The 20,778-nt window shown below is 54.2% G+C and carries 18 protein-coding genes; 14 read left to right on the top strand and 4 right to left on the bottom strand.

Annotated elements, in window-relative coordinates; translation table 11 throughout:
- Nucleotides 1-181 precede the first annotated feature (181 nt).
- The gene (locus M0644_RS09690; protein WP_149820355.1) at nucleotides 182-4,228 is read left to right on the top strand and encodes a GAF domain-containing protein; all 4,047 of its coding nucleotides are present in this window, start codon (nucleotides 182-184) and stop codon (nucleotides 4,226-4,228) included.
- Here the strand turns inward: M0644_RS09690 and M0644_RS09685 are convergent.
- Genes M0644_RS09685 through rpsF form a run of 3 tightly spaced genes read right to left on the bottom strand, consistent with a single transcriptional unit; the run spans nucleotide 4,225 to nucleotide 7,150 of the window.
- The gene (locus M0644_RS09685) at nucleotides 4,225-5,094 is read right to left on the bottom strand and encodes an S-methyl-5'-thioadenosine phosphorylase (protein ID WP_286625523.1); all 870 of its coding nucleotides are present in this window, start codon (nucleotides 5,092-5,094) and stop codon (nucleotides 4,225-4,227) included. The genes M0644_RS09690 and M0644_RS09685 overlap by 4 nt on opposite strands.
- Nucleotides 5,095-5,145: 51 nt before the next feature.
- Entirely contained in the window at nucleotides 5,146-6,765 is a 1,620-nt protein-coding gene (locus M0644_RS09680; protein ID WP_286625521.1) for an ABC transporter substrate-binding protein, read from the bottom strand.
- Nucleotides 6,766-6,805: 40 nt separating this feature from the next.
- Nucleotides 6,806-7,150 (bottom strand): 30S ribosomal protein S6, encoded by a 345-nt coding sequence (gene rpsF / locus M0644_RS09675; protein ID WP_149820349.1) that lies wholly within the window; start codon nucleotides 7,148-7,150, stop codon nucleotides 6,806-6,808.
- A gap of 115 nt (nucleotides 7,151-7,265) precedes the next feature.
- On the opposite strand from rpsF, the gene M0644_RS09670 reads away from it, so the two are divergent.
- The 7 genes from M0644_RS09670 (at nucleotide 7,266) to M0644_RS09640 (ending at nucleotide 12,040) form a co-directional block, all read left to right on the top strand.
- Nucleotides 7,266-8,075, top strand: a complete 810-nt coding sequence (locus M0644_RS09670) for a fumarylacetoacetate hydrolase family protein (protein WP_149820347.1) — start codon at nucleotides 7,266-7,268, stop codon at nucleotides 8,073-8,075.
- A gap of 398 nt (nucleotides 8,076-8,473) precedes the next feature.
- Complete coding sequence (locus tag M0644_RS09665) at nucleotides 8,474-8,749, top strand: hypothetical protein (RefSeq protein WP_286625519.1); 276 nt, start codon at nucleotides 8,474-8,476, stop codon at nucleotides 8,747-8,749.
- A gap of 90 nt (nucleotides 8,750-8,839) precedes the next feature.
- Nucleotides 8,840-9,199 (top strand): hypothetical protein, encoded by a 360-nt coding sequence (locus tag M0644_RS09660; protein ID WP_286625518.1) that lies wholly within the window; start codon nucleotides 8,840-8,842, stop codon nucleotides 9,197-9,199.
- A gap of 3 nt (nucleotides 9,200-9,202) precedes the next feature.
- Nucleotides 9,203-9,397, top strand: coding sequence for a hypothetical protein (locus tag M0644_RS09655; RefSeq protein ID WP_149820342.1), 195 nt, complete (start codon nucleotides 9,203-9,205; stop codon nucleotides 9,395-9,397).
- Nucleotides 9,398-9,513: 116 nt separating this feature from the next.
- Complete coding sequence (gene cysH / locus M0644_RS09650) at nucleotides 9,514-10,224, top strand: phosphoadenosine phosphosulfate reductase (RefSeq protein WP_286625517.1); 711 nt, start codon at nucleotides 9,514-9,516, stop codon at nucleotides 10,222-10,224.
- 4 nt (nucleotides 10,225-10,228) lie between these two features.
- Nucleotides 10,229-11,116: a glycine--tRNA ligase subunit alpha gene (gene glyQ / locus M0644_RS09645; protein WP_286627183.1), complete on the top strand. Its 888-nt coding sequence runs from the start codon at nucleotides 10,229-10,231 to the stop codon at nucleotides 11,114-11,116.
- A gap of 24 nt (nucleotides 11,117-11,140) precedes the next feature.
- Complete coding sequence (locus M0644_RS09640) at nucleotides 11,141-12,040, top strand: polysaccharide deacetylase family protein (protein ID WP_286625516.1); 900 nt, start codon at nucleotides 11,141-11,143, stop codon at nucleotides 12,038-12,040.
- On the opposite strand, the gene M0644_RS09635 is transcribed toward M0644_RS09640, so the two are convergent.
- Complete coding sequence (locus tag M0644_RS09635; protein ID WP_190278058.1) at nucleotides 12,037-12,543, bottom strand: hypothetical protein; 507 nt, start codon at nucleotides 12,541-12,543, stop codon at nucleotides 12,037-12,039. The genes M0644_RS09640 and M0644_RS09635 overlap by 4 nt on opposite strands.
- 103 nt (nucleotides 12,544-12,646) lie before the next feature.
- Here M0644_RS09635 and M0644_RS09630 point away from each other — a divergent pair, with 103 nt between their 5' ends.
- The 6 genes from M0644_RS09630 to M0644_RS09605 all read left to right on the top strand — a co-directional run bounded on the left by M0644_RS09630 (nucleotide 12,647) and on the right by M0644_RS09605 (nucleotide 20,744).
- Nucleotides 12,647-13,267 (top strand): flavin prenyltransferase UbiX, encoded by a 621-nt coding sequence (locus M0644_RS09630; RefSeq protein WP_286625515.1) that lies wholly within the window; start codon nucleotides 12,647-12,649, stop codon nucleotides 13,265-13,267.
- Nucleotides 13,267-13,788 carry a hypothetical protein gene (locus M0644_RS09625; protein ID WP_286625514.1) on the top strand — a complete coding sequence of 174 codons (522 nt, stop codon included), beginning with the start codon at nucleotides 13,267-13,269 and terminating at the stop codon, nucleotides 13,786-13,788. Before M0644_RS09630 ends, M0644_RS09625 begins: the two co-directional genes overlap by 1 nt.
- A 30-nt stretch (nucleotides 13,789-13,818) precedes the next feature.
- Entirely contained in the window at nucleotides 13,819-14,481 is a 663-nt protein-coding gene (locus M0644_RS09620) for an SDR family oxidoreductase (RefSeq protein WP_286625513.1), read from the top strand.
- 55 nt (nucleotides 14,482-14,536) lie between these two features.
- Nucleotides 14,537-15,160 carry a lysozyme gene (locus M0644_RS09615; RefSeq protein ID WP_399363236.1) on the top strand — a complete coding sequence of 208 codons (624 nt, stop codon included), beginning with the start codon at nucleotides 14,537-14,539 and terminating at the stop codon, nucleotides 15,158-15,160.
- A gap of 569 nt (nucleotides 15,161-15,729) precedes the next feature.
- The gene (gene metH, locus M0644_RS09610) at nucleotides 15,730-19,269 is read left to right on the top strand and encodes a methionine synthase (protein WP_286625510.1); all 3,540 of its coding nucleotides are present in this window, start codon (nucleotides 15,730-15,732) and stop codon (nucleotides 19,267-19,269) included.
- A gap of 131 nt (nucleotides 19,270-19,400) precedes the next feature.
- On the top strand, nucleotides 19,401-20,744 hold the full coding sequence (locus M0644_RS09605) for a four-carbon acid sugar kinase family protein (protein ID WP_286625509.1): 1,344 nt from the start codon (nucleotides 19,401-19,403) through the stop codon (nucleotides 20,742-20,744).
- The last annotated feature ends 34 nt before the right edge of the window (nucleotides 20,745-20,778 follow it).

The raw sequence follows: 20,778 nt of genomic DNA, 5'->3' as shown, positions 1-20,778 counted from the left end.
TAAGGATTGATGAAGGGTGTAGGCGTAGGTGCTACATCCTTTTTTTATTCTGTGACTGCCCTCCAAGTCCTGCAAAGATAGATGTTGTGTTCTGCATCCCCTAGGGAATCCTCTCTAGAACCAGTGCAATTCATATAATGATGAAAGACTTGCTCCTACAAAAAGGCGGTACACTTGGGCTATGCCTGCTGCCCCATTGCCAGCAAATGAACCGGAACGGCAACGTGCCCTTGAGCAGTATCGAGTCTTAGATACGCCTCCGGAACCGATCTTTGATGAAATTACCCACTTAGCGGCGGCAATTTGCGAAGCGCCCATTGCCCTCATTAGTCTTGTTGATCGTCAACGGCAGTGGTTTAAAGCCAAAGTAGGCATTGATGCCTGTGAAACCCCTAGGGATGTTGCCTTTTGTGCTCACGTTATCCTGCAACCAGAACTCGTCATTGTACCGGATGCTCGGCTGGATCCCCGCTTTGCCGATAATCCCGTTGTTACAGGGCCGCCCTATATCCGCTTCTATGCGGGAATGCCCTTGATGACGCCCGATGGCTATGGCATTGGTACCCTCTGTGTGGTGGACTATAAGCCGCGTGAGCTAAACCCCGTTCAACAGCAAACCCTGCGCACCCTTGCTCGCCAAGTCATTAGTGAACTGGAAATCCGCCATCACTTAGAGGTCACCCAGCAACAACTGGCCTACATTCAGCAGATGAGCAGCCTCCAAGAGGCGGTCTTCAATAGTAGTAATCACGCCATCATTGCCACCCGTACCGATGGCATTATCACGCTGCTGAATCGAGCCGCTGAGGAATGGCTAGGATATCCTGCCTCAGAACTGGTGGGTAAAGCAACGCCAGAACGTTTCCTTGATCCTCAAGAGGTGGAGCGCTATGCCCAGATCCTCAGTGCACAATTGGGAGAACCCATTCCTGCGGGGTTTGAGACTCTCGTGGCTCGGGCGCGGCGGGGCTTGGCCGATGAGCAGGAGTGGACATTTGTACGGCGGGATGGCTCTCGCTTTCCTGTGTCCCTGTCAGTCACCCCGATTCATGATAGCCAAGAGCAACTGATTGGCTTTTTGGAGTTAGCCATTGATATTACCGACAAGAAAAAAATTGAGGCGGAGCTGCGACTGCGGGAGCGAGCCATTATTGCTAGCACCAATGGCATTGTGATTACCGACTACCGCCAACCCGATAATCCAATTATCTATGTGAACCCCGCCTTTGAGCGGATGACAGGATACCGAGCAACGGAGGTGATTGGCAAAAATTGCCGCTTTTTGCAGGGGCGCGATCGCCATCAACCGGGGGCTGAAGCCATTCGTAATGCAATTAAAAAAGGCCAATCCTGCCGGGTGGTGCTGCGCAACTACCGCAAAAACGGCCAACCCTTCTGGAATGAACTTGCCATCTCCCCGATTTATAACGAATTTGGTGAAATTACCCACTACATTGGCATTCAAAGTGATGTCACCGAACGGCAGCGGGCACAACTGTTTTTACAGCAGCAGGTGAAGCGCACGCTCCTGCTCAATCGCATTACCGAGGAAATTCGCCAGCAAATTGAACGGGAGCACATTTGTCGCACGGCAGTTCAGCAGGTGGGGACAACCCTCAATGTCAGTCGTTGTCTCTTGTTTGTCTATCAAGAGCATGCGCCGATGGCACTGGTGGCTGAGTACTGTGCACCGGGGGTGTCTTCCGTCAAGGAATGCCCTCTCGATTTGAGCCAGATGCGGGGAGCGTTTTTGGAATCGGTTTTTGCCTCCGATGAGGTGTTTAGCTGCGAGGATGTGGCAACAGACAGTCGTCTAACCTCACTTCATGAGTACTGCGAAGTCCTGAATGTGAAATCTGCGGTGATTGTGCGCACGGCCTATCGCAATCAAGCGAATGGTTTGCTCATTTTGCACCAGTGCGATCGCCAGCGGCGGTGGACGGAGGCGATTAAAAGTTTACTCAAGAGTGTGGCGGCGCAAGTGGGAATTGGCCTTGCCCAAGTGCAACTTTTGGAACAGGAAACCCGCCAACGTCAGCAACTGCAACAGCAAATGCAGCGGGCGTTGCTTCTGAATCAAATTACCGAACAGATTCGCCAGAGCCTCGATACGGAAACGGTGTTTGAAACAACCGTCACCCAAATTGGTCAGGCCTTTGGGGTCAGTCGCTGTTTAATTCATCGCTACGAGCCGGGGCCACCGCCGCGTATTCCCGATGTGGCTGAATACCTGCAACCGGGCTACCCCTCAATGCGGGGGGTCAGTGTGCCCGTGGAAAACAACCCCCACGCCTTGGAGGTGCTCAGGAGTGATGCCGCCGTTGTTTCCCACGATGTGACTCAAGAGCCCCTACTGGGCAGTGCCATTGAGCTGTGTCATCAATTTCAAATCCAGTCAATGCTGGCTATTCGCACCTCCTATAAAGGCGTACCCAATGGCATTATTGGCCTGCATCAGTGCGATCGCCAGCGGCAGTGGACTCCCGATGAGATTGAACTTCTGGAAGCAGTGGCCGCTCAAGTGGGGATTGCGATCGCCCAAGCAGAACTGCTGCGCCATGAACAGCAGCAGCGACAGCTGTTAGCTCAGCAAAACCACGAACTGGAACAGGCGCGGCTGCAAGCGGAACTGGCCAACCGGGCCAAGAGTGAGTTTTTGGCCACCATGAGCCATGAGATCCGCACCCCGATGAATGCGGTTTTGGGCTTTACCAATTTGCTGTTGGATACGCCCCTCAATGAGCAGCAGCGGGACTTTTTGCAAACTCTGCACCAGGCCGGCGAGGCACTCCTGACAATTATTAACGATATTCTTGACTTCTCGAAAATTGAATCGGGCAAACTGGTGCTAGAGCAGCAGTTCTTTGATGTGCGCGAGTGTGTGGAGGATGTCCTAAGCCTATTGGCCAGCAAAGCCGAGGAGAAGGAGTTAGAGTTACTTTACACCTGTACCCCCAAAACCCCTGCCCAAGTTAAAGGGGACGTGACCCGGCTACGGCAGATCCTCGTTAACCTAGTGGGCAATGGCATTAAGTTTACCCACGAAGGCCAAGTCGTCGTCCATGTGAGCGCGGTCAAGCACGAGGGCAAGGATTTTCTCCAATTTCAAGTTCAGGATACGGGCATTGGCATTCCCAGCGATCGCTTGGATCGACTCTTCAAGCCCTTCAGTCAAGTGGATGCCTCCACGACGCGCGAGTATGGCGGCACAGGCCTAGGGCTAGTCATTAGCAAACGCCTCTGTGAGCTAATGGGCGGCGATATGTCCGTTGAGAGTACTGAAGGTCAAGGTACAACCTTTACCTTTACGATCCTCGCTGAGGGGCAAAAACCCTATGTACCGCCAACGCTTCATCCGGCTTTGGAGGGCAAGCGTGTCCTCGTTGTTGATGACAATGCCGCTAGCCGTGAGAATCTCTGCACATTACTGCAAAACTGGGGGATGGTGCCTATCGGGTATGGCAATCCCCAACTGGTGCTAGAGGCCGCTCCCCAGTGGGATTTGGCAGTAATTGATTTGAATATGCCCGAGATGACTGGGCTTCAGTTAGCAGAGCGGTTGCAATCAGAGCCGCACTTCAATCAACAGCCGATTATTCTGCTCACACCCCTGAGTTGGCTGGAAACCGCTAGTCGCAAGGAGTTGATCACAGCCCACGTCCCCAAACCCATTCGCCCTCTCACCCTACGGCAAACCCTAATTAAGACCCTTAGCAGTGAATCTACAACTCAGCCTGCCCTGACAAAAACAGGCATTGATCCCAACTTGGGCAGTCGCTTTCCGCTGCGTATCCTCCTTGCTGAGGATAATGCTGTTAATCAGAAGGTGGCACTGCATATTCTCAAGCGGATGGGCTACCGTGCCGATGTGGCGGCCAATGGCCTCGAGGTGCTTGAAGCACTGCAACAGCGCCCCTACGATGTGGTGCTGATGGATGTGCAAATGCCAAAGATGGATGGCCTCGAGACCACCGAACGCATCTGTGCCCAATGGCCCCCCAGCCAGCGTCCTTGGATTATTGCCATGACGGCAAATGCCCTAGCTGGCGATCGCGAACGCTGCTTTGCGGCGGGGATGGATGACTACATCAGTAAACCGATTAAAATTGAAGCCCTTGCCGCCGCCCTCAACCGCTGTCGCTGCCTCAGTCCCAAGACGACCTATCCGCAACTGTGTGAGCAGATCAGTTTTGAGGGTGATCAGAATACAGCAGAGTCTATGACCTAGAGATACTTAGCCAAGAGCAGATGCAGTTTCTCCTTGGTGGCTGCGGGTACCTTGTCAAGGGGAGTGAGAATGGCATTCTTTAAGGCACGGTGGGCTTTAGAGGCTGGTGGATTGGCATGGAGGCGTTTGACGGTTTCACAGATAATCGCTTGGGCATTTTTGACATTGCGCTGCAAGTTGCCAATAATCATCTCCACTGTGACTGAGTCATGCTCGGGGTGCCAGCAGTCGTAATCGGTAACGAGCGCCAGCGTTGCATAGGCAATCTCCGCTTCACGAGCCAGTTTGGCCTCCGGTAGATTCGTCATGCCAATTACGGTGCCGCCCCACGAGCGGTACAGGTTGGACTCTGCCAGCGTCGAGAAAGCAGGGCCTTCCATACACACATAGGTACCTTGGCGGTGGAGGGTGACATCGGGCAGGTTGAGATCGGCGATCGCATCCGCGAGAACACCAGCAAGAGCAGGACACACCGGATCGGCAAAGCCAATGTGCGCCACAATGCCATCCCCAAAGAATGTGGAAATGCGGTTGCGGGTACGGTCAATAAACTGATCGGGCACCACCATATCAAGGGGTTTCACCTGTTCCTGTAGGGAACCCACCGCAGACGCGGAAAGCAGGTACTCGACCCCAAGGGATTTGAAGCCATAGATGTTGGCACGAAAGGGAATCTCCGTCGGCAGTAGATGGTGATCGCGGCCATGGCGTGCCAAAAAGACGACTGGAACCCCAGCAATCTTGCCGCAAATAAAGGCATCGGAAGGATCACCAAAGGGCGTAGTCAGATGTACCTCTTCGACATCGGTGAGAGCCTCCATCTTGTAGAGACCACTACCGCCAATAATGCCAATTTTTGCAGTCATGGAGATTCCTAAAACACCAATCGGCAATAGCTTAGCATTAGTTGACCGGCTTTAGATGCTACCGAGGGGGTTGAACTGGTAGTTGGAGCCTTTAGGGCCATTGGGTCCCGGTGCTGCTTGCACCAGAGGAACTCGATCAAAGGTACCACTGGCGGTTTGCCCCTGAATTTGTACCCCTTGGCGGAGCAGTTGTTGGGTGCTGGCGCGATCGCCCCCTTTGGCCATGGCTTGAGCCAGCGCCTGCGTAGCATCGTAGGCGGTTGTGGTGCGCCAACTAATTTGCCCCCGCCACGCTTGGGCTGCCTGCTGCGCAAAGGGATCACTGGGGTTAGTACTCCAAGGCACTGCTAGAATCATGCCATTGATGGCGCTATCCCCCTTGATCAGTAAATCAGGGCTGTAGAGTTGATCACTACCAAACAACTGCACGGGGATAGTTTGGGTTTGATTGGCAATAGCAAGGGCAACGGCATCATTCACCCGGGCGCGACTCATGGCCAAAATGACCACATTGGCTCCCGCTTGCTGTGCTGTGGTCATTGCTGTATTGGCATTAAAGCCGGAGGCGGCCACATCCATCTGTTGCACCACTTGAGCACCAAACCGAGGCAGAGCAGCGACTAACTTAGTTTTCAGTTCATCACTGTAGGGACTATCGCTGTTGTAGAGAACAGCCACTTTGGCATTAGGGACTTTTTTCGCAGCGGCTTGGGCGAGGGTATTGGCGGCATTGTCAAGGTAGGTATTGAGAAGTTGTTGCCCCTTTTCATTCAGGGATAGCGTCTGTACCTGTACTGTGCCGTTGCCTTGGGGGGTGACATTCGTGGTCAGGGGAGAAAGGGCAGCAATCCCTGCTTGCTCATAAACCTGTAGAGCGGCACGACTATTGGCGTCGGTGCCATGACCCAGTACCCCTTGGATTGAACTGTTGATCAAATCTTCGGCCAAACTGGTCACACCATTGGGGCTGTTTTCATTGACAATGGCGACTTCAAGGGCACGACTGGGGCCACTGGCATTAAAGCGCTCTTGGTACTGAGCGACCCCCCGCAGAATTTCCTTGGCAGTATCGGGGCTAGTACCAATGGGAACAACGGTGGCCATCGTCATCGGGTTGCCGGCTTGGCGAGCACGGGCATTGTTAAGATAAATGCGCGCCTCTGGATCATTGGGATCGAGGGTGACGAGTTCTTGATACTTGGCGATCGCCTGTGCCCAATCTCCCTGATCAAAGGCAAGGGCGGCTTCTTGCTTCAGGGCTGCTCGCTGCGGATTGGGTTCACTGATCAGGATGCGCTCCCCTTGGCTAATATAGGCTGTGTTGCGGGCAGTGGTTTTGCTCACCAAGTGGTTGCCGCTGGTTGTCCCTCCTATCGGCAGTGGCGTAGTGCCGTTGCGGTTAGCAATAAAGATTCGATAGCCAAGGAAACCAATACCACCCGCGAGTAATAGAACCACCCCAAGGGCAGCAGCAACTAGCGGTAGTTTCGATTTTCCCGCCCCGGCACCGCCATTACCACTGGCAGGATTCATGGCCTCACGGGGTAGTCCACAGATGTTACAGTCGGGGCCAAAGTTTTCATAGGGGGGGTGGGGACCACTGGCATTGGGGTAGGATTTACCGTTTTTAGGTACGCCATCGCACTTCCAAGAACCGGGAGATGGTGCCATGATGCCCCCCTTTCAAGTGAATTTGGATCAGTGTACTGTCCTAAGCACGGGCAAGAACAGGATTTTCGTCTTCGGCGTCTTCGGTGTCGGCCTCTTCTTCAAGGACAATCGTCATGAAGCGGAGGATGTTTTCATTGAGGCGCATGGCGCGTTCTAGGGGGGCGATCGCCGTCCCAGCAGCGGTATAGGTCATCAGAATGTAGTAGCCCTCCCGCAGTTTCTTGATCGGGTAGGCAAACCGACGCTTACCGCGATTTTGCACCTTAAGCTTTGTCGCACCCTGTTCTTCTAAAAAAGTGCGAAATTGGCTAATGGTTTGTTCCAGTTGTTCTTCGCCCACATCAGGACGAATAATATAGAGCGTTTCGTAGTTCCGTGTAATCATTGAGGTCAACTCCCTTTGGACAAATGGCCTTTTGACGGATGCAAAAAGCAAGGCTTTATAATTCTAGCACTGCAGTTTGCCATTCTTGGCAAGGAAAAGAGGGGACTAATTCACTATGGTGGAACGGTTTGTGCGGGTACAGACCACGGGGGGACAGATTCATTACGGCACACTGCAACTCAACCGCGAAGTGATGATTTGGGATGCGGCACCGTGGCTCCATGGCCAACCCACGAACCAAGTCCTCAGTCCCGATAGCTATCAACTGCTGGCTCCCTGCTCCCCCTCAAAAATTGTTGCTGTCGGACGCAACTATGTGAAGCACGCTGCCGAAATGGGCGATAGTGTGCCCCCTGAGCCATTGATTTTTCTAAAGCCGCCGACAACGGTTCAAGCCCCCGGCTGTCCCATTTGGTATCCGCCCCAAGTAAAGCGGGTGGACTATGAGGGGGAATTGGCGGTGGTCATTGGTCGTCGTACCCGTGCCTGCCCTGAAAATGAAGCTCTTGAGCATATTTGGGGTTACACGATCGCCAACGATGTCACGGCTCGGGATCTGCAGCAGCGGGAGCAACAATGGACACGGGCTAAGGGGTTTGACACCTTTTGCCCCCTAGGGCCTTGGATTGTGCGAGAGGTTCCTAGCGATGCGCGGTTGCAAACCTTTATTAATGAGGCCGCGCAACCCGTCCAATCAGCAACGATTGATCAAATGGTTTTCTCACCCGCCAAGTTGGTGAGTTTCATTAGCTATGTGATGACACTGCTGCCGGGGGATGTGGTATTGACGGGGACACCCGCAGGAATTGGTGCATTACAGGTGGGCGATCGCGTGCGCGTCGAAATTGAAGGCATTGGCAGCCTCCTGTCGGTAGTCACAACACCGGAGACCCCTTGGACACCCCCCTTAGGTCGCGTCTATTAGGAATATCCCTCTTTAATGACTTTAGGCGGATGAAAAGACACATTGTCGGCTCCATTGATGCACCAGTGGACAGATAAAGGCATTCATCTGACGGCTGAGTTGGGCAAAGCCAAACTGTAACGATGGAACGGGAAAAACCTCTAATCAGGGGAAGGATATTAAGTTTTTCAATGCCTTATTCTTGGTAAATTTGACACAATGCTAGCATTGTAGTAGCGATTTAGAAACCTTTTCAAAGAGATAGAAACTAATTATCAGTAACCAACATTTTAGAAAAGGACTTTAGAAGCAATTATTTTTTGATTTTTTGTAGTTAATTATTATTTCAATTTCAGTCACTTTGGGGCTGTTTTCAATTAGCTATTCACTATTGAGGAATTATTTAGGGAGGCAGGGCAATGTTAAATATCCACTTTAAGTCAGCGCTGACGCTGTTGCTAGGCATGGGTCTTGTTGTTGTTCCCCAAGGACTCGCCAACCCCGTCAATTTTCGCTTAGAGGTTAACTGGCCAGCGATCGCTGGCTGGCAAAACTGTAGTCAGCCCAAGGAAGGATGGTTCAAAGTTCAAGGCCCCGCCTACCTGAAGCAGGTCACCGATAAAACGCCTTACCTTGCCCTCAACTATGTAGTTCGTCACCCAGTGCGCATGGCACGCTATACCGCTACTGGTTAATTGCTGAACCACAGCCCAGATATTAAAACGATCTCTAGTACCGTGTACCAAGGGGGACGAGAAGTGAGGAACTATCAAGAGGGTGTACCAATGCATCGTGTCAATATCTGGCACTTAACCTCAAGGGAAATGTACTATTTCCAAGTTTTGATTGATTCTCCTTGCGTGCGCCAAGCAGGCGGTGGGCAAGCAGCCCAACGGGTCGTTACCTCCTTTACAGTGGAACCTGATTCTACGGTGACTCGGCCACCGGCACCAACCCCCACCTATAGTCACCCACCCCAAATGACACCAAGAATTGTCTTCTCCAACAACAATCCCCATGCCGTTGCCAGCCGTCCTCCTGAAGCACGGATTCTAGTACTCGATCGCCCCTATCACTTTAGTAAAATTACTACCTATCACTGGAACGGTGGTCGGGGTGCCCCTGCTGGACAAGTGATGCTCTGAAATGTGGAAACGCGGCAAGTGGTGGGCACATGGCCTGCACGGCTGGAAGATCGCTACTATTGGGTCGTGCAACCCGAAATTGTGGTAGCGCCGGGGCGGTATGCAGTGTTGACCTCCAGCCCGCAAACGTGGTCTTATAATGCGACTTCCAAAAATGCTGGCATGACTTGGATTGAAGGGTACCCAATGCCTCGCTAGTGTCAAAGTTGGAGAAATTGTTGGAAGGGGGGCGATCGCGAGTCGCAGGGCGGGGCTTTAGACCCAATTCTTTGGTAAGCTAAAGAATGCTTTCTAAAACCGTGCTAACACCTCCTATGTCTGCATCCGTATCCTTTGACCTCGACGCCCTCAACCAACGCTTTGAGGGAGCACATCCCCGCGAAATTCTAGCGTGGGCAGTGGCTGAAATTCCCCAAGGGCTGGTGCAGACCAGTGCCTTTAATGTCGATGACATGATGATTACGGATTTGCTCTACCGTGATCTACGCCCCAATCCGCCGGTGCCTGTTCTCTTTTTGGATACGCTGCATCACTTTCCAGAAACCCTTGAATTTGTGCAGCAGGCCAAGGAAAAATATGGTCTGGATTTGCGCACCTATAAAACCCCCGATGTGGACAGTCGTGAGGCCTTTGCTGCTCGCTATGGCGACAAGCTTTGGGAAACCAATGTTGAGCAGTTTCACCATCTTACTAAAATTGAACCACTGCAACGGGGCTTAGCAGAACTGAATACGGTGGCTTGGATTACGGGACGGCGTCGCGATCAAGCGGTCACCCGTGCCAATATGCCCTACGTGGAACTGGACAAGCAGGGTCGTCTGAAAATTAATCCCCTCGCTGCTTGGACACGCAAACAAACATGGACCTACGTGATGGAGCACGGAGTAATTTACAATCCCCTCCACGATCGCGGCTATGCCAGCATTGGCGATGAACCCCTCACTACCCCTGTAGCTGAAGGGGAAGACGAACGGGCGGGTCGCTGGCGTGGCATGGGCAAAACCGAGTGCGGCATCCACATCTAAGCCCATGTACTTTCAGGACGTTATTGCCACACTGCACCAATTTTGGGCGGCTCAGGGATGCCTGATTGCCCAGCCCTACGATGTGGAAAAGGGCGCCGGTACCAAAAGCCCCCATACCTTTTTGCGTGCCCTCGGCCCTGAGCCTTGGGCAGTGGCCTATGTCGAACCCTGTCGCCGACCGGGGGATGGCCGCTATGGCGAGAATCCTAACCGCTATCAGTACTACTACCAGTACCAAGTGCTGATTAAGCCCTCTCCTGACAATATCCAAGAAATCTATTTGGAGTCGCTGCGTGCCCTTGGCATTCGCCCCCAGGAGCATGACATTCGCTTTGTTGAAGACAACTGGGAGGATGCGGCCGTTGGCGCATGGGGGGTGGGCTGGGAGGTCTGGCTCGATGGCATGGAGGTAACGCAGTTTACCTATTTCCAGCAGTGTGGTGGCTTAGATTGTCGGCCGGTCTCCATTGAAATTACCTATGGTTTGGAACGGTTGACCATGTACCTCCAAGAGGTGGATGCGATCGCCAGCATTCGTTGGAACCCCACGCTCACCTATGGCGATGTCCATCTCCAAGGGGAAATCGAGCAATCCACGTACAACTTTGAAGCCTCTGACCCGGAACGATTGTTCACCCTTTTTAGTCTCTACCAGCAGGAGGCGGAGCAGCTTCTGGAAAAGCAGTTGGTACTACCCAGCTTGGATTATGTGCTCAAGTGTTCCCACACCTTTAACCTGCTGGATGCCCGTGGTGTGATTTCGGTGGCAGAGCGCACGCGCTACATTGGTCGCATTCGGGGACTGGCACGGCGCGTCGCCCAAGCCTATGTCCAACAACGGGAAGCCCTAGGATTTCCACTGCTGAAGGAGCCAACGCCGATCGCCCCCTAAGTCACCATCGCTCAAGGAGTATCCATGGGACGGCAGTGGCACCTGTCGGTGGTCTTGGCCTTGTTTGCAGCATCGGCAACGCTAGCAGCGGATGTGCCACGCTTTCTCAGTCCTAGCAAATTTTGGGGGCAGTTGGTCTATCAAGTCAAACCCTTGAAGCCCGAAAAAGTGGTGGCGCTGACCTTTGATGATGGCCCTTGGGGAACCTCAACCCGCCAAGTGCTGCAAATTCTCAAGGAGGAGGAGGTCAAGGCCACATTTTTTGTTCTTGGCAAGCACGCCCTCATGTACCCCAATATCATTGCTGACATTGTCAAAGCCGGTCATGCCGTTGGCAACCATAGTTGGAGTCATCCCTATCAGCCCGTTGATCCTGAAGTCGCCAAGCAAGAAATTGAAAACACCTCTGCGCTCATTGCCAAGCAAAGCCAAGCGCAAACGCGCCTGTTTCGGCCACCGGGGGGCAATCTGACCACGGGGCTAGTGGATTATGCCAAGTCGAAAAACTACGCCATCATCCTGTGGTCGGTGGATACCCACGACACCCGCCCCAACACCACAGCAGCGGACATTGTTGAGCGCACCCTTAAGGAAGTGAAGCCGGGTAGTATTATTTTGCTCCACGATGGCGGCGGCGATCGCGCCACTACCCGCAAAGCTCTCCCCACGCTGATTCGTCGCCTACGGCAAAAAGGTTATCGCTTTGTCACTGTGCCGGAACTGCTGCAACTGGCAGTTAAAGCCTCCACGCCGAAGCCTCAACCTACAATCACTCCGACACCCACACCAACACCCACCGCGGAACCCAGTCCAACCCCAGTTCCCACTCCAGAAAGCCTGCCCAGTCCTGAGCCGCTACCGATACCCCCCAGTAGCATCCCCGGTGGACCGCAATTGGAGCCACCCCGCATGCCCCCTAACTAAGGCTCTAGGGGAAATTCGCTAATCTGTGGCGTCGAGGTACCATTGAGGGTTTCCCCCAGTTGATGGAGGGGTTCATAGACCGGTTCTAAACTGGCTTGGGTGTGGGCGATCGCCCGCAGGAGTTCAGCCGTGAGATATTCCAAGGGATGGGGAGGGGGCGGTTGGCGGCGCCGATACTTGGGGGTGGGCACAAACTCACTGGCCACGGCCTGAAGCTGGTAGGCCAATGCTTTCACCTTGGCAAGATAGGTCAGGGTTTCCTCAAGGTGCTGGGTAATTTGCTGGTGTTGGGCTTGCAGTTGTTGCCACTGTTCGGGGGCGATCGCACCCGCTGCTGGTTTGAGATCGAGGGGAGTCAAATCTTGAAACAGTGCTTCTAAGTCTGGGGTTTCACTACTCACGAGTCCCTCCAACAAGGCCGCATCAAATAACTCCCCGAGCACTTCGGGAGAGACGGCTGCCCACTCACTGGGGGAAGAAAATGCAGGGTCAGGCGCTGTCATGGGCATTTACCAAGTCGCGTTGGGCGGGATTGCAGTGCATCAAAAGGGGGTGGTTGCCCTAACTTTGTTAACCTTATAACGGTTTTGTTTGGTGATCGCGGTTGTGACCTCCTCTTCTTTGCCAATTGTTTTGGGTGTAACGGGTGCGTCTGGTCTGATTTACGCAGTGCGTGCCATTAAATTTCTATTACAGGCGGACTATCCTATTCAATTAGTGGCATCAAAGGCCGTGCATCAGGTGTGGCAAGCAGAATATGGCCTCACCCTGCCGATTCAGCCCGATAAGCAGGAACTGTTTTGGCGCGAACAGGCGCAAGTCTGGGAAGGTTCCCTCACCTGTCATCGGCCAACGGATGTGGCAGCGGCGATCGCCAGCGGTTCCTTTCGCACCTTGGGCATGGTGATTCTCCCCTGTAGTATGAGTACGGTCGCTAAGTTGGCGGCAGGCCTGAGTTCCGATCTCCTAGAGCGGGTGGCGGATGTCCACCTCAAGGAACACCGTCCATTAGTGCTGGTGCCCCGCGAAACGCCTTTTAGTCTGATTCACTTGCAAAACCTCACCCAATTGGCAATGGCCGGGGCGCGAATTGTACCCGCCATCCCTGCGTGGTATCACCGGCCGCAGACCATTGAGGATCTGGTGGATTTTGTCATCGCCCGTGCCCTTGATCAGTTAGGGTTAGATTGTGTGCCGCTGCAACGTTGGCAAGGACCCCTTTCCTAATGCGCGCTTGGATTTATCTGGGGGCGATCGCCCTGCTCAGTACACTGGTCGTCCAAAATTGGCAACCGCTGGTCTCCCTGCGCTTTTTGGGACAGCAAACTCCGGCGCTCCCCCTTGCTGCTTGGCTTGTGGTGGCAGCCCTCTCAGGAATCGTGGCGGGGCAGTGTTTACTCTGGCTAACCGCAGAAGCGCCAGCGCCAGTAGCACGGCCAACCCCGCGATCGCAACCCCCTGAACCAGAACTGGATGCCTCGATGCGTCCGCCGGAGGATGAACCAGAGATCGATACCAGCGATGTGGAGGATTGGTTTAGCGAGCCTGAGCCAGCACCCCGCGAACCAGAGATTCAAGATCGCCCCCGCACGACCTACTCGTACCAATATCGCCCTTCCCGCAAAGCCACCGCCAAAGCCCCACCGCCCCCCGATCAGGTGGTGGATGCCGAATACCGCATTCTGACGCCGCCACCCCCCAAGGACGCTCCCCCAGAGGATGAAGAAGACTGGGATATTCCCCTATGATCAAAGGCGTTGCCATCGGAGGGACGTGCTGTGAAGGTTGCAGTGGTTGGTGCCACAGGTCGCACAGGTCATCGCATTGTGAATGCCCTACAAGCGTCTGAGCATCAGGCGATCGCGGTTGTGCGCAATCCCGCCAAAGCCCAAGGGCGCTGGCCAACGGTAGAGATTCGCACCGCTGATGTGACCCAGCCGCAGACGCTGCCCCCAGCGCTCAAAGAGTGTGAAGCAGTCATCTGTGCCACGGGAGCCAGCCCCAGCCTCAACCCCTTGGAACCCCTAAGTGTGGATTATCTGGGCACCAAGAATCTGGTGGATGCCGCCAAAGCTGCCCATGTGCAGCAGTTTATTCTCGTCTCGTCGCTGTGTGTCTCGCAATTTTTCCATCCTCTGAATCTTTTTTGGCTGATTTTGTATTGGAAGCAGCAGGCAGAACGTTATCTCCAAGAAAGCGGTCTAACTTACACGATTGTGCGGCCGGGGGGGCTAAAGGAAACCGATGACGGTGGCTTTCCGACCATTGCCCCAGCAGATACCCTCTTTGAGGGGAGTATCGCGCGATCGCAGGTGGCGGAGATCTGTGTCGCCGCCTTGGGCGAGCCGAGTGCCTACAACAAAATTTTTGAGGTGGTCAGCCGTCCTGATCAAACCCCAGCCGCCTATCCAGAGTTATTCCGCTCAATTGCGGCAGTGTGAGGATCAGTTGGTGCGGTTTTCCCGTTGGTTGCTGGCGATCGCTCTTCTAGTGGGCATGGGCTATTTCTTTTTTGGGTCGCGTTCAAGTGCCCTCTGGTGGTACTGGTACCGCTGGCAGCCGGGTCAAATTGCCCCCTTAGTCATGCAGGGGGGTGATCCCTATGTACGGGCACTGATGCGCACCATTTCTGCCAGTGAGGCCAACGACGCCAATCCCTACACCCTGCTCTATGGTGGCGAGCACATCCAAGACCTCAGCCAGCATCCCGATCGCTGTATTCCCATTCGCCGCGGTCCCAATCAGCACCTATGTACCACCGCCGCAGGCCGCTATCAATTTCTCACCACCACTTGGGCAGAAAAAGCCGCCCGCTATCATCCCCAACCGCCGAGCTGGTTTTGGCAGGGCTATAGCTTTGCCCCAGAGTATCAAGATCAGGTGGTCTATCGCTGGCTGACAGATCCGGCTGCTTGGAATGCCGATATTCCCCAACTGTTGCGGGAGGGGCGTGTACAGGAAGTTTTTGCCCTACTGTCGGATACGTGGACTAGTCTGGGCTACGGCCTTGAAAGCAACCTGATCACACCCCACCTCGAAGAGATTTACCAGCAACTGTTGGCTCAAGAATTAGCCGCCTCCCAGACTGCACACTCTCCGGGGAGGGATGCGTTACGCTAGTCAATTTTCTCTGCCGACGATTCAAAGGATGGACTAGGGTGCCATTTCCCCAATTCAGACGAACGCCCCCAACTCGTCCGTTTGCATATTTGTCTTAAGGCTATGCCGCTGACGACGACGATTTTTTAACAGCCATGGGTCGGCATTGGTTTTGGCAGAAAGTTAAGCTTTATTACAGGATTCAATGATTTTAGTGAATCCTGCTAACATGAAAATTAATTAGAAAGACTTCTTCAAGGAGGTAACCAATGTTTGGATTCTTTGTGTTCATTGAGACGATCTTCAAGGCTGTTACATACGCGATGAAGGCTGTCAAGTATGCTACGATGGCAGTAGGACTTTTTGTCTAACATAGCAAGAACAGAGAAATACTGTCATCAAAAACAGGCTGAGTACTCAGTTTTTTGAAGGGGGGTGTTGAATTCTATTTTTTCTGCACCCCTAATTTTTTTGTCCCAAGAAGTGTCAAGGCCGAGCTGTCAGTTTCATCCGTGAGCAAAGGGCTGTACCGCTCCCGGAGAGATTAAAATCAGAAGAACCCTCTGGTGCAAATCGGCTGGCCTTGGTGGATGTCTATGTCGTTTCTTGAGTATCTCCATGCAGAACCGCGGCGTGTCATTGTCTTTGATGGCGCAATGGGCACGAATCTTCAGGCGCAAAACCTGACGGCAGAGGACTTTGGTGGCAAGGCGTACGAAGGCTGCAATGAATATCTGGTGATCAGCAAGCCAGAGGCGGTGGCCAAGGTGCATCGCGATTTTTTGGCAGCGGGGGCGGATGTCATTGAAACGGATACCTTTGGCTCATCCTCGATTGTTCTTAGTGAATACAATTTGGGCGATCGCGCCTACGAAATTAGCAAGAAAGCCGCCGAACTGGCCAAGTCCGTGGCCGCCGAATTTAGCACCCCCGAAAAACCCCGCTTTGTTGCTGGCTCGATGGGTCCCGGCACCAAACTCCCCACCCTTGGCCACATTGACTACGACACCCTCTACACTGCCTTTCGCGAGCAAGCGGCGGGCCTCTTTGACGGTGGGGTTGACCTATTTATTATTGAAACCTGCCAAGACGTGCTGCAAATCAAAGCCGCCCTCAATGGGGTGATAGCCGTCTTTCGGGAGCGGGGAGAACGCCGACCGCTGATGGTTTCCGTGACGATGGAGCAGCAGGGCACGATGCTGGTTGGCTCGGAAATTGGTGCTGCCCTGACGATTCTGGAACCCTATCCCATTGATATTTTGGGACTCAACTGCGCCACGGGGCCTGACCTGATGACGGAGCATATCCGCTACCTCTCGCAGCACTCCCCCTTTGTGATTTCCTGCATTCCCAACGCCGGCTTGCCTGAGAACATTGGTGGTTGTGCCTACTACAAATTAACGCCGATGGAATTGCGGCTGGCTCTGACCCGCTTTGTCGAGGACTTTGGGGTGCAAGTGATTGGCGGCTGTTGTGGCACTCGACCGGATCACATTGCTGCTCTGGCGGAGATTGCAGCGACCTTGACCCCCAAGGCGAGATCGCCCCAACGGATTCCCGCGGCTGCTTCGATTTACAGCCCGCAGCCCTACGACCAAGAGAATTCCTTCCTGATTATTGGTGAGCGGCTCAATGCCAGTGGCTCGAAAAAATGCCGCGATCTCCTCAATGCCGAAGATTGGGATGGCCTCGTTGCCCTTGCCCGTGCCCAAGTGCGTGAAGGTGCCCACATCCTTGATGTCAATGTGGACTATGTGGGGCGCGATGGCGTGCGGGATATGCACGAGTTGGTGTCGCGGTTGGTTACCAATGTCACCCTGCCCCTGATGCTTGACTCTACGGAGTGGCAAAAGATGGAAGCGGGACTCAAAGTGGCGGGGGGCAAATGCCTGCTCAACTCCACCAACTTCGAGGATGGTGAACCCCGCTTTTACAAAGTTTTGGAACTGGCAAAAACCTACGGCGCTGGCGTTGTGGTCGGCACGATTGATGAAGAGGGGATGGCACGAACGGCTGAGAAAAAGTTTGCCATTGCTGAACGGGCTTATAAAGCCGCCCTTGACTACGGCATTCCCCCCTACGAGATTTTCTTTGACCCTTTGGCACTGCCGATTTCCACAGGGATTGAGGAGGATCGGGTCAACGGTCGGGAAACCATTGCCGCCATTCGCCGTATCCGCGCTGAACTCCCCGGCTGTCATATTTTGCTGGGGGTCTCGAATATCTCCTTTGGGTTAAATCCAGCGGCGCGGCAAGTCCTGAACTCGATGTTTCTCCATGAGGCGATGCAGGCGGGCATGGATGCTGCCATTGTCAGTGCTGCCAAGATTCTGCCCTTGGCCAAAATTGAGCCAGAGCACCAAGAAGTGTGCCGTGATCTGATCTATGATCGGCGGCGCTTTGAGGGGGACGTGTGTGTCTACGACCCCCTTGCGGAGCTGACCCGCCTCTTTGAGGGCAAAACCACCCAACCGGATCGCTCGCAGGTGGAGAACCTGCCCATTGAGGAGCGGCTAAAGCGCCACATTATTGATGGCGATCGCTTGGGGCTGGAGGACACCCTCGCCAAAGCCCTTGAAACCTATACTCCCCTTGAAATTATCAATACCTTCTTGCTCGATGGCATGAAGGTGGTGGGCGAACGCTTTGGCGCTGGGCAGATGCAACTGCCCTTTGTCTTGCAGTCCGCAGAAACGATGAAGGCCGCCGTTGCCTACCTCGAACCCTTTATGGAGAAATCGGCCACGGGGGACACCGCCAAGGGCACGGTTGTGATTGCCACGGTGAAGGGGGATGTCCATGATATTGGCAAAAACTTGGTGGATATTATCCTCACCAACAATGGCTATCGGGTGATTAACTTGGGGATTAAGCAACCCGTTGAAAATATCATCCAAGCCTACAAAGAACATCAGGCAGACTGCATTGCCATGAGCGGCCTTTTAGTGAAATCCACCGCCTTTATGAAGGAGAATCTGGAGGTCTTTAATGAGCGAGGCATTACCGTTCCCGTGATTCTGGGGGGGGCGGCCCTCACACCCAAGTTTGTCTACGAGGATTGCCGCGCCACCTACCACGGTCAAGTGATCTACGGCAAGGATGCCTTTGCCGATTTGCACTTTATGGATCGGCTGATGAGTGCCAAGGCCGCAGGGCAGTGGGACGATCGCCAAGGATTTTTGGATGGCACAACGGTCTCTCCCCCAGAGGCAGAGGCCACACCGGCCCCCCCCTCGGTGACTGAACCCGAAACGCCAGAAGTAGTAGATACACGCCGTTCTGACGCTGTTGCGCTGGAGATTCCCCGCCCCACACCCCCCTTCTGGGGCATTCGTCACCTCAAGGCGGATCAGATTCCCCTTTCTGAGGTCTTTGCCTATCTGGATCTCCAAGCCCTGATTGCGGGTCAGTGGCAGTTTCGCAAACCCAAGGATCAAGACCGTGCCACCTATGATGCCTTCCTTGCCGAGAAGGTCTATCCCATCCTTGAGGAGTGGAAACAGCGCATCCTTGCGGAAAACCTACTCCATCCTGAACTGATTTATGGCTACTTCCCCTGCCAAAGTGAGGGTAACACGGTCTATATCTACGATCTGCAGCGGGTTGGTGACAAAAGTGCCTGCGTCCCTGAGCGGGCGATCGCCCAGTTTACCTTCCCTCGCCAAAAGAGGGGGCGTCGCCTCTGTATTGCCGACTTTTTTGCCCCTGTGGCATCGGGCATCATTGATGTCTTTCCCATGCAGGCGGTAACCGTTGGTGAAATTGCTACCCAAGTGGCGCAGGAGCTATTTGCGGCCAATCAATACAGTGACTACCTCTACTTCCACGGCATGGCGGTGCAAACGGCGGAAGCCCTCGCAGAGTGGTGTCATGCCCGCATTCGCCGTGAATTGGGCTGCACTCCCGATCCAGAGTCGATTCGCGATATTCTTGCCCAGCGCTACCAAGGCTCCCGCTATAGCTTTGGCTATCCTGCCTGCCCGAATATGCAGGATCAATATACGCTGCTGCGACTCCTCCAGAGTGATCGCATGGGGATGTACATGGACGAGAGTGAACAACTCTACCCTGAGCAATCCACCACGGCGATCATCTGCTACCATCCCACCGCCAAGTATTTCAGCGTCTAAGTCTGCGCCCTTTGTACCCAAAACCCGGCTTACTCAGGAGGGCTTTGGCAAGCCAATAGGAGACTGCAATGGTTCTTCCTTCAGGAGAGCGATCGCCCCAATGATAAACTGCAAACGAAAGAGTGTCGGAGATGCCCGCGGTGACGCGCCCAAAAATTATTGTCCTAGATGATGACCCCACCGGTTCGCAAACGGTGCACAGTTGCCTGCTGTTGACCCGCTGGGATGTGGATACCCTCTGTCGTGGCCTCACCGATCCTGTGCCCATTTTCTTTATCCTCACCAATACCCGTGCTTTGCCTCCAGAAATCGCAGCGGAGGTCACGCGCACCGTCTGCTGTCATTTGAAGGCGGCGATCGCCCAAACCGGCACCACCGATTACATGGTTGTCAGCCGTTCCGACTCCACCCTCCGCGGCCACTACCCCCTTGAAACCGACGTGATTGCCGCTGAACTGGGACCCTTTGATGCCCACTTTCTGGTGCCTGCCTTTCTAGAGGGAGGGCGCATTACCCGTGATAGCCAGCACTATCTGCTGGTTGCAGGTCAGCCGGTGCCCGTCCATGAAACGGAGTTTGCCCGCGATTCCGTCTTTGGCTATCACCACAGCTACTTACCCGACTATGTGGCCGAAAAGACCCAAGGGCGCATCCCCGCCGCAGCCGTAGAGCGTTTTGTCCTTGCCGATGTGCGCAATCCAGAGACCCTGCGCAGCCGCTTGACCCAGTTACAAGGCAATGTCTGTGGCGTAGTGGATGCCGAGAGCCAAGAGGATTTAGACCAGTTTGCAGCAGCAGTGCTTGAGCTTGCCAGTCAAGGAAAACGCTTTTTGTTCCGCAGTGCTGCCAGTTTGCTCACGGCCTTAGCGCAGCTGCCGCCCCAGCCCACCCCCCCAGAGGCAATGGCCACCTATTGCCGCCCTGGCCGCTATGGTGCGATTTTGGTGGGTTCCCACGTGCGCAAAACCACTGAACAACTGACCGCTTTGCTGGAGGAACCCGATGTGTTTCCCATTGAAGTGCCTGTGGCACGATTGCGCGACAGTGGGGCGGCTGAACCTGACATCATCAACGAAGTCTTGGCGGCAGTGGATCAGGCGATCGCCAGTGAGAAAACCCCCGTCATCTTTACCAGTCGTGAGGAACTCACCTTCGCAGATGCAGTGACACGGTTAGCCTTTGGGCAGCGAGTCTCGGAAGTGCTGATGGCGATCGTCCAGCAGTTGCCCGCCGATTTGCGCTATCTGATCAGCAAGGGGGGCATCACCTCCAACGATGTGCTGAGTAAGGGCTTAAACTTAGCCGCGGTTCGCCTCTTGGGGCAAGTGATTCCGGGCTGCTCCGTGGTGCGCACGGGTGCTGATCATCCCCGTTTTCCCGCATTACCAGTGGTGCTGTTCCCCGGTAATGTCGGCGATCGCGAGGCATTGCGCACGGTCTATCATCGCTTTCAGGGCAATGGCACCGCAGTTTAGGAATTTTTACTTAGTGGCTTGAATCTGGCTGAGT

The sequence above is a fragment of the Thermosynechococcus sp. B1 genome, from assembly GCF_030322985.1.
Lineage (GTDB): Bacteria > Cyanobacteriota > Cyanobacteriia > Thermosynechococcales > Thermosynechococcaceae > Thermosynechococcus.
Note: the sequence above shows the minus strand (reverse complement) of the source record. Positions and strands in the feature narration are given on the sequence as shown.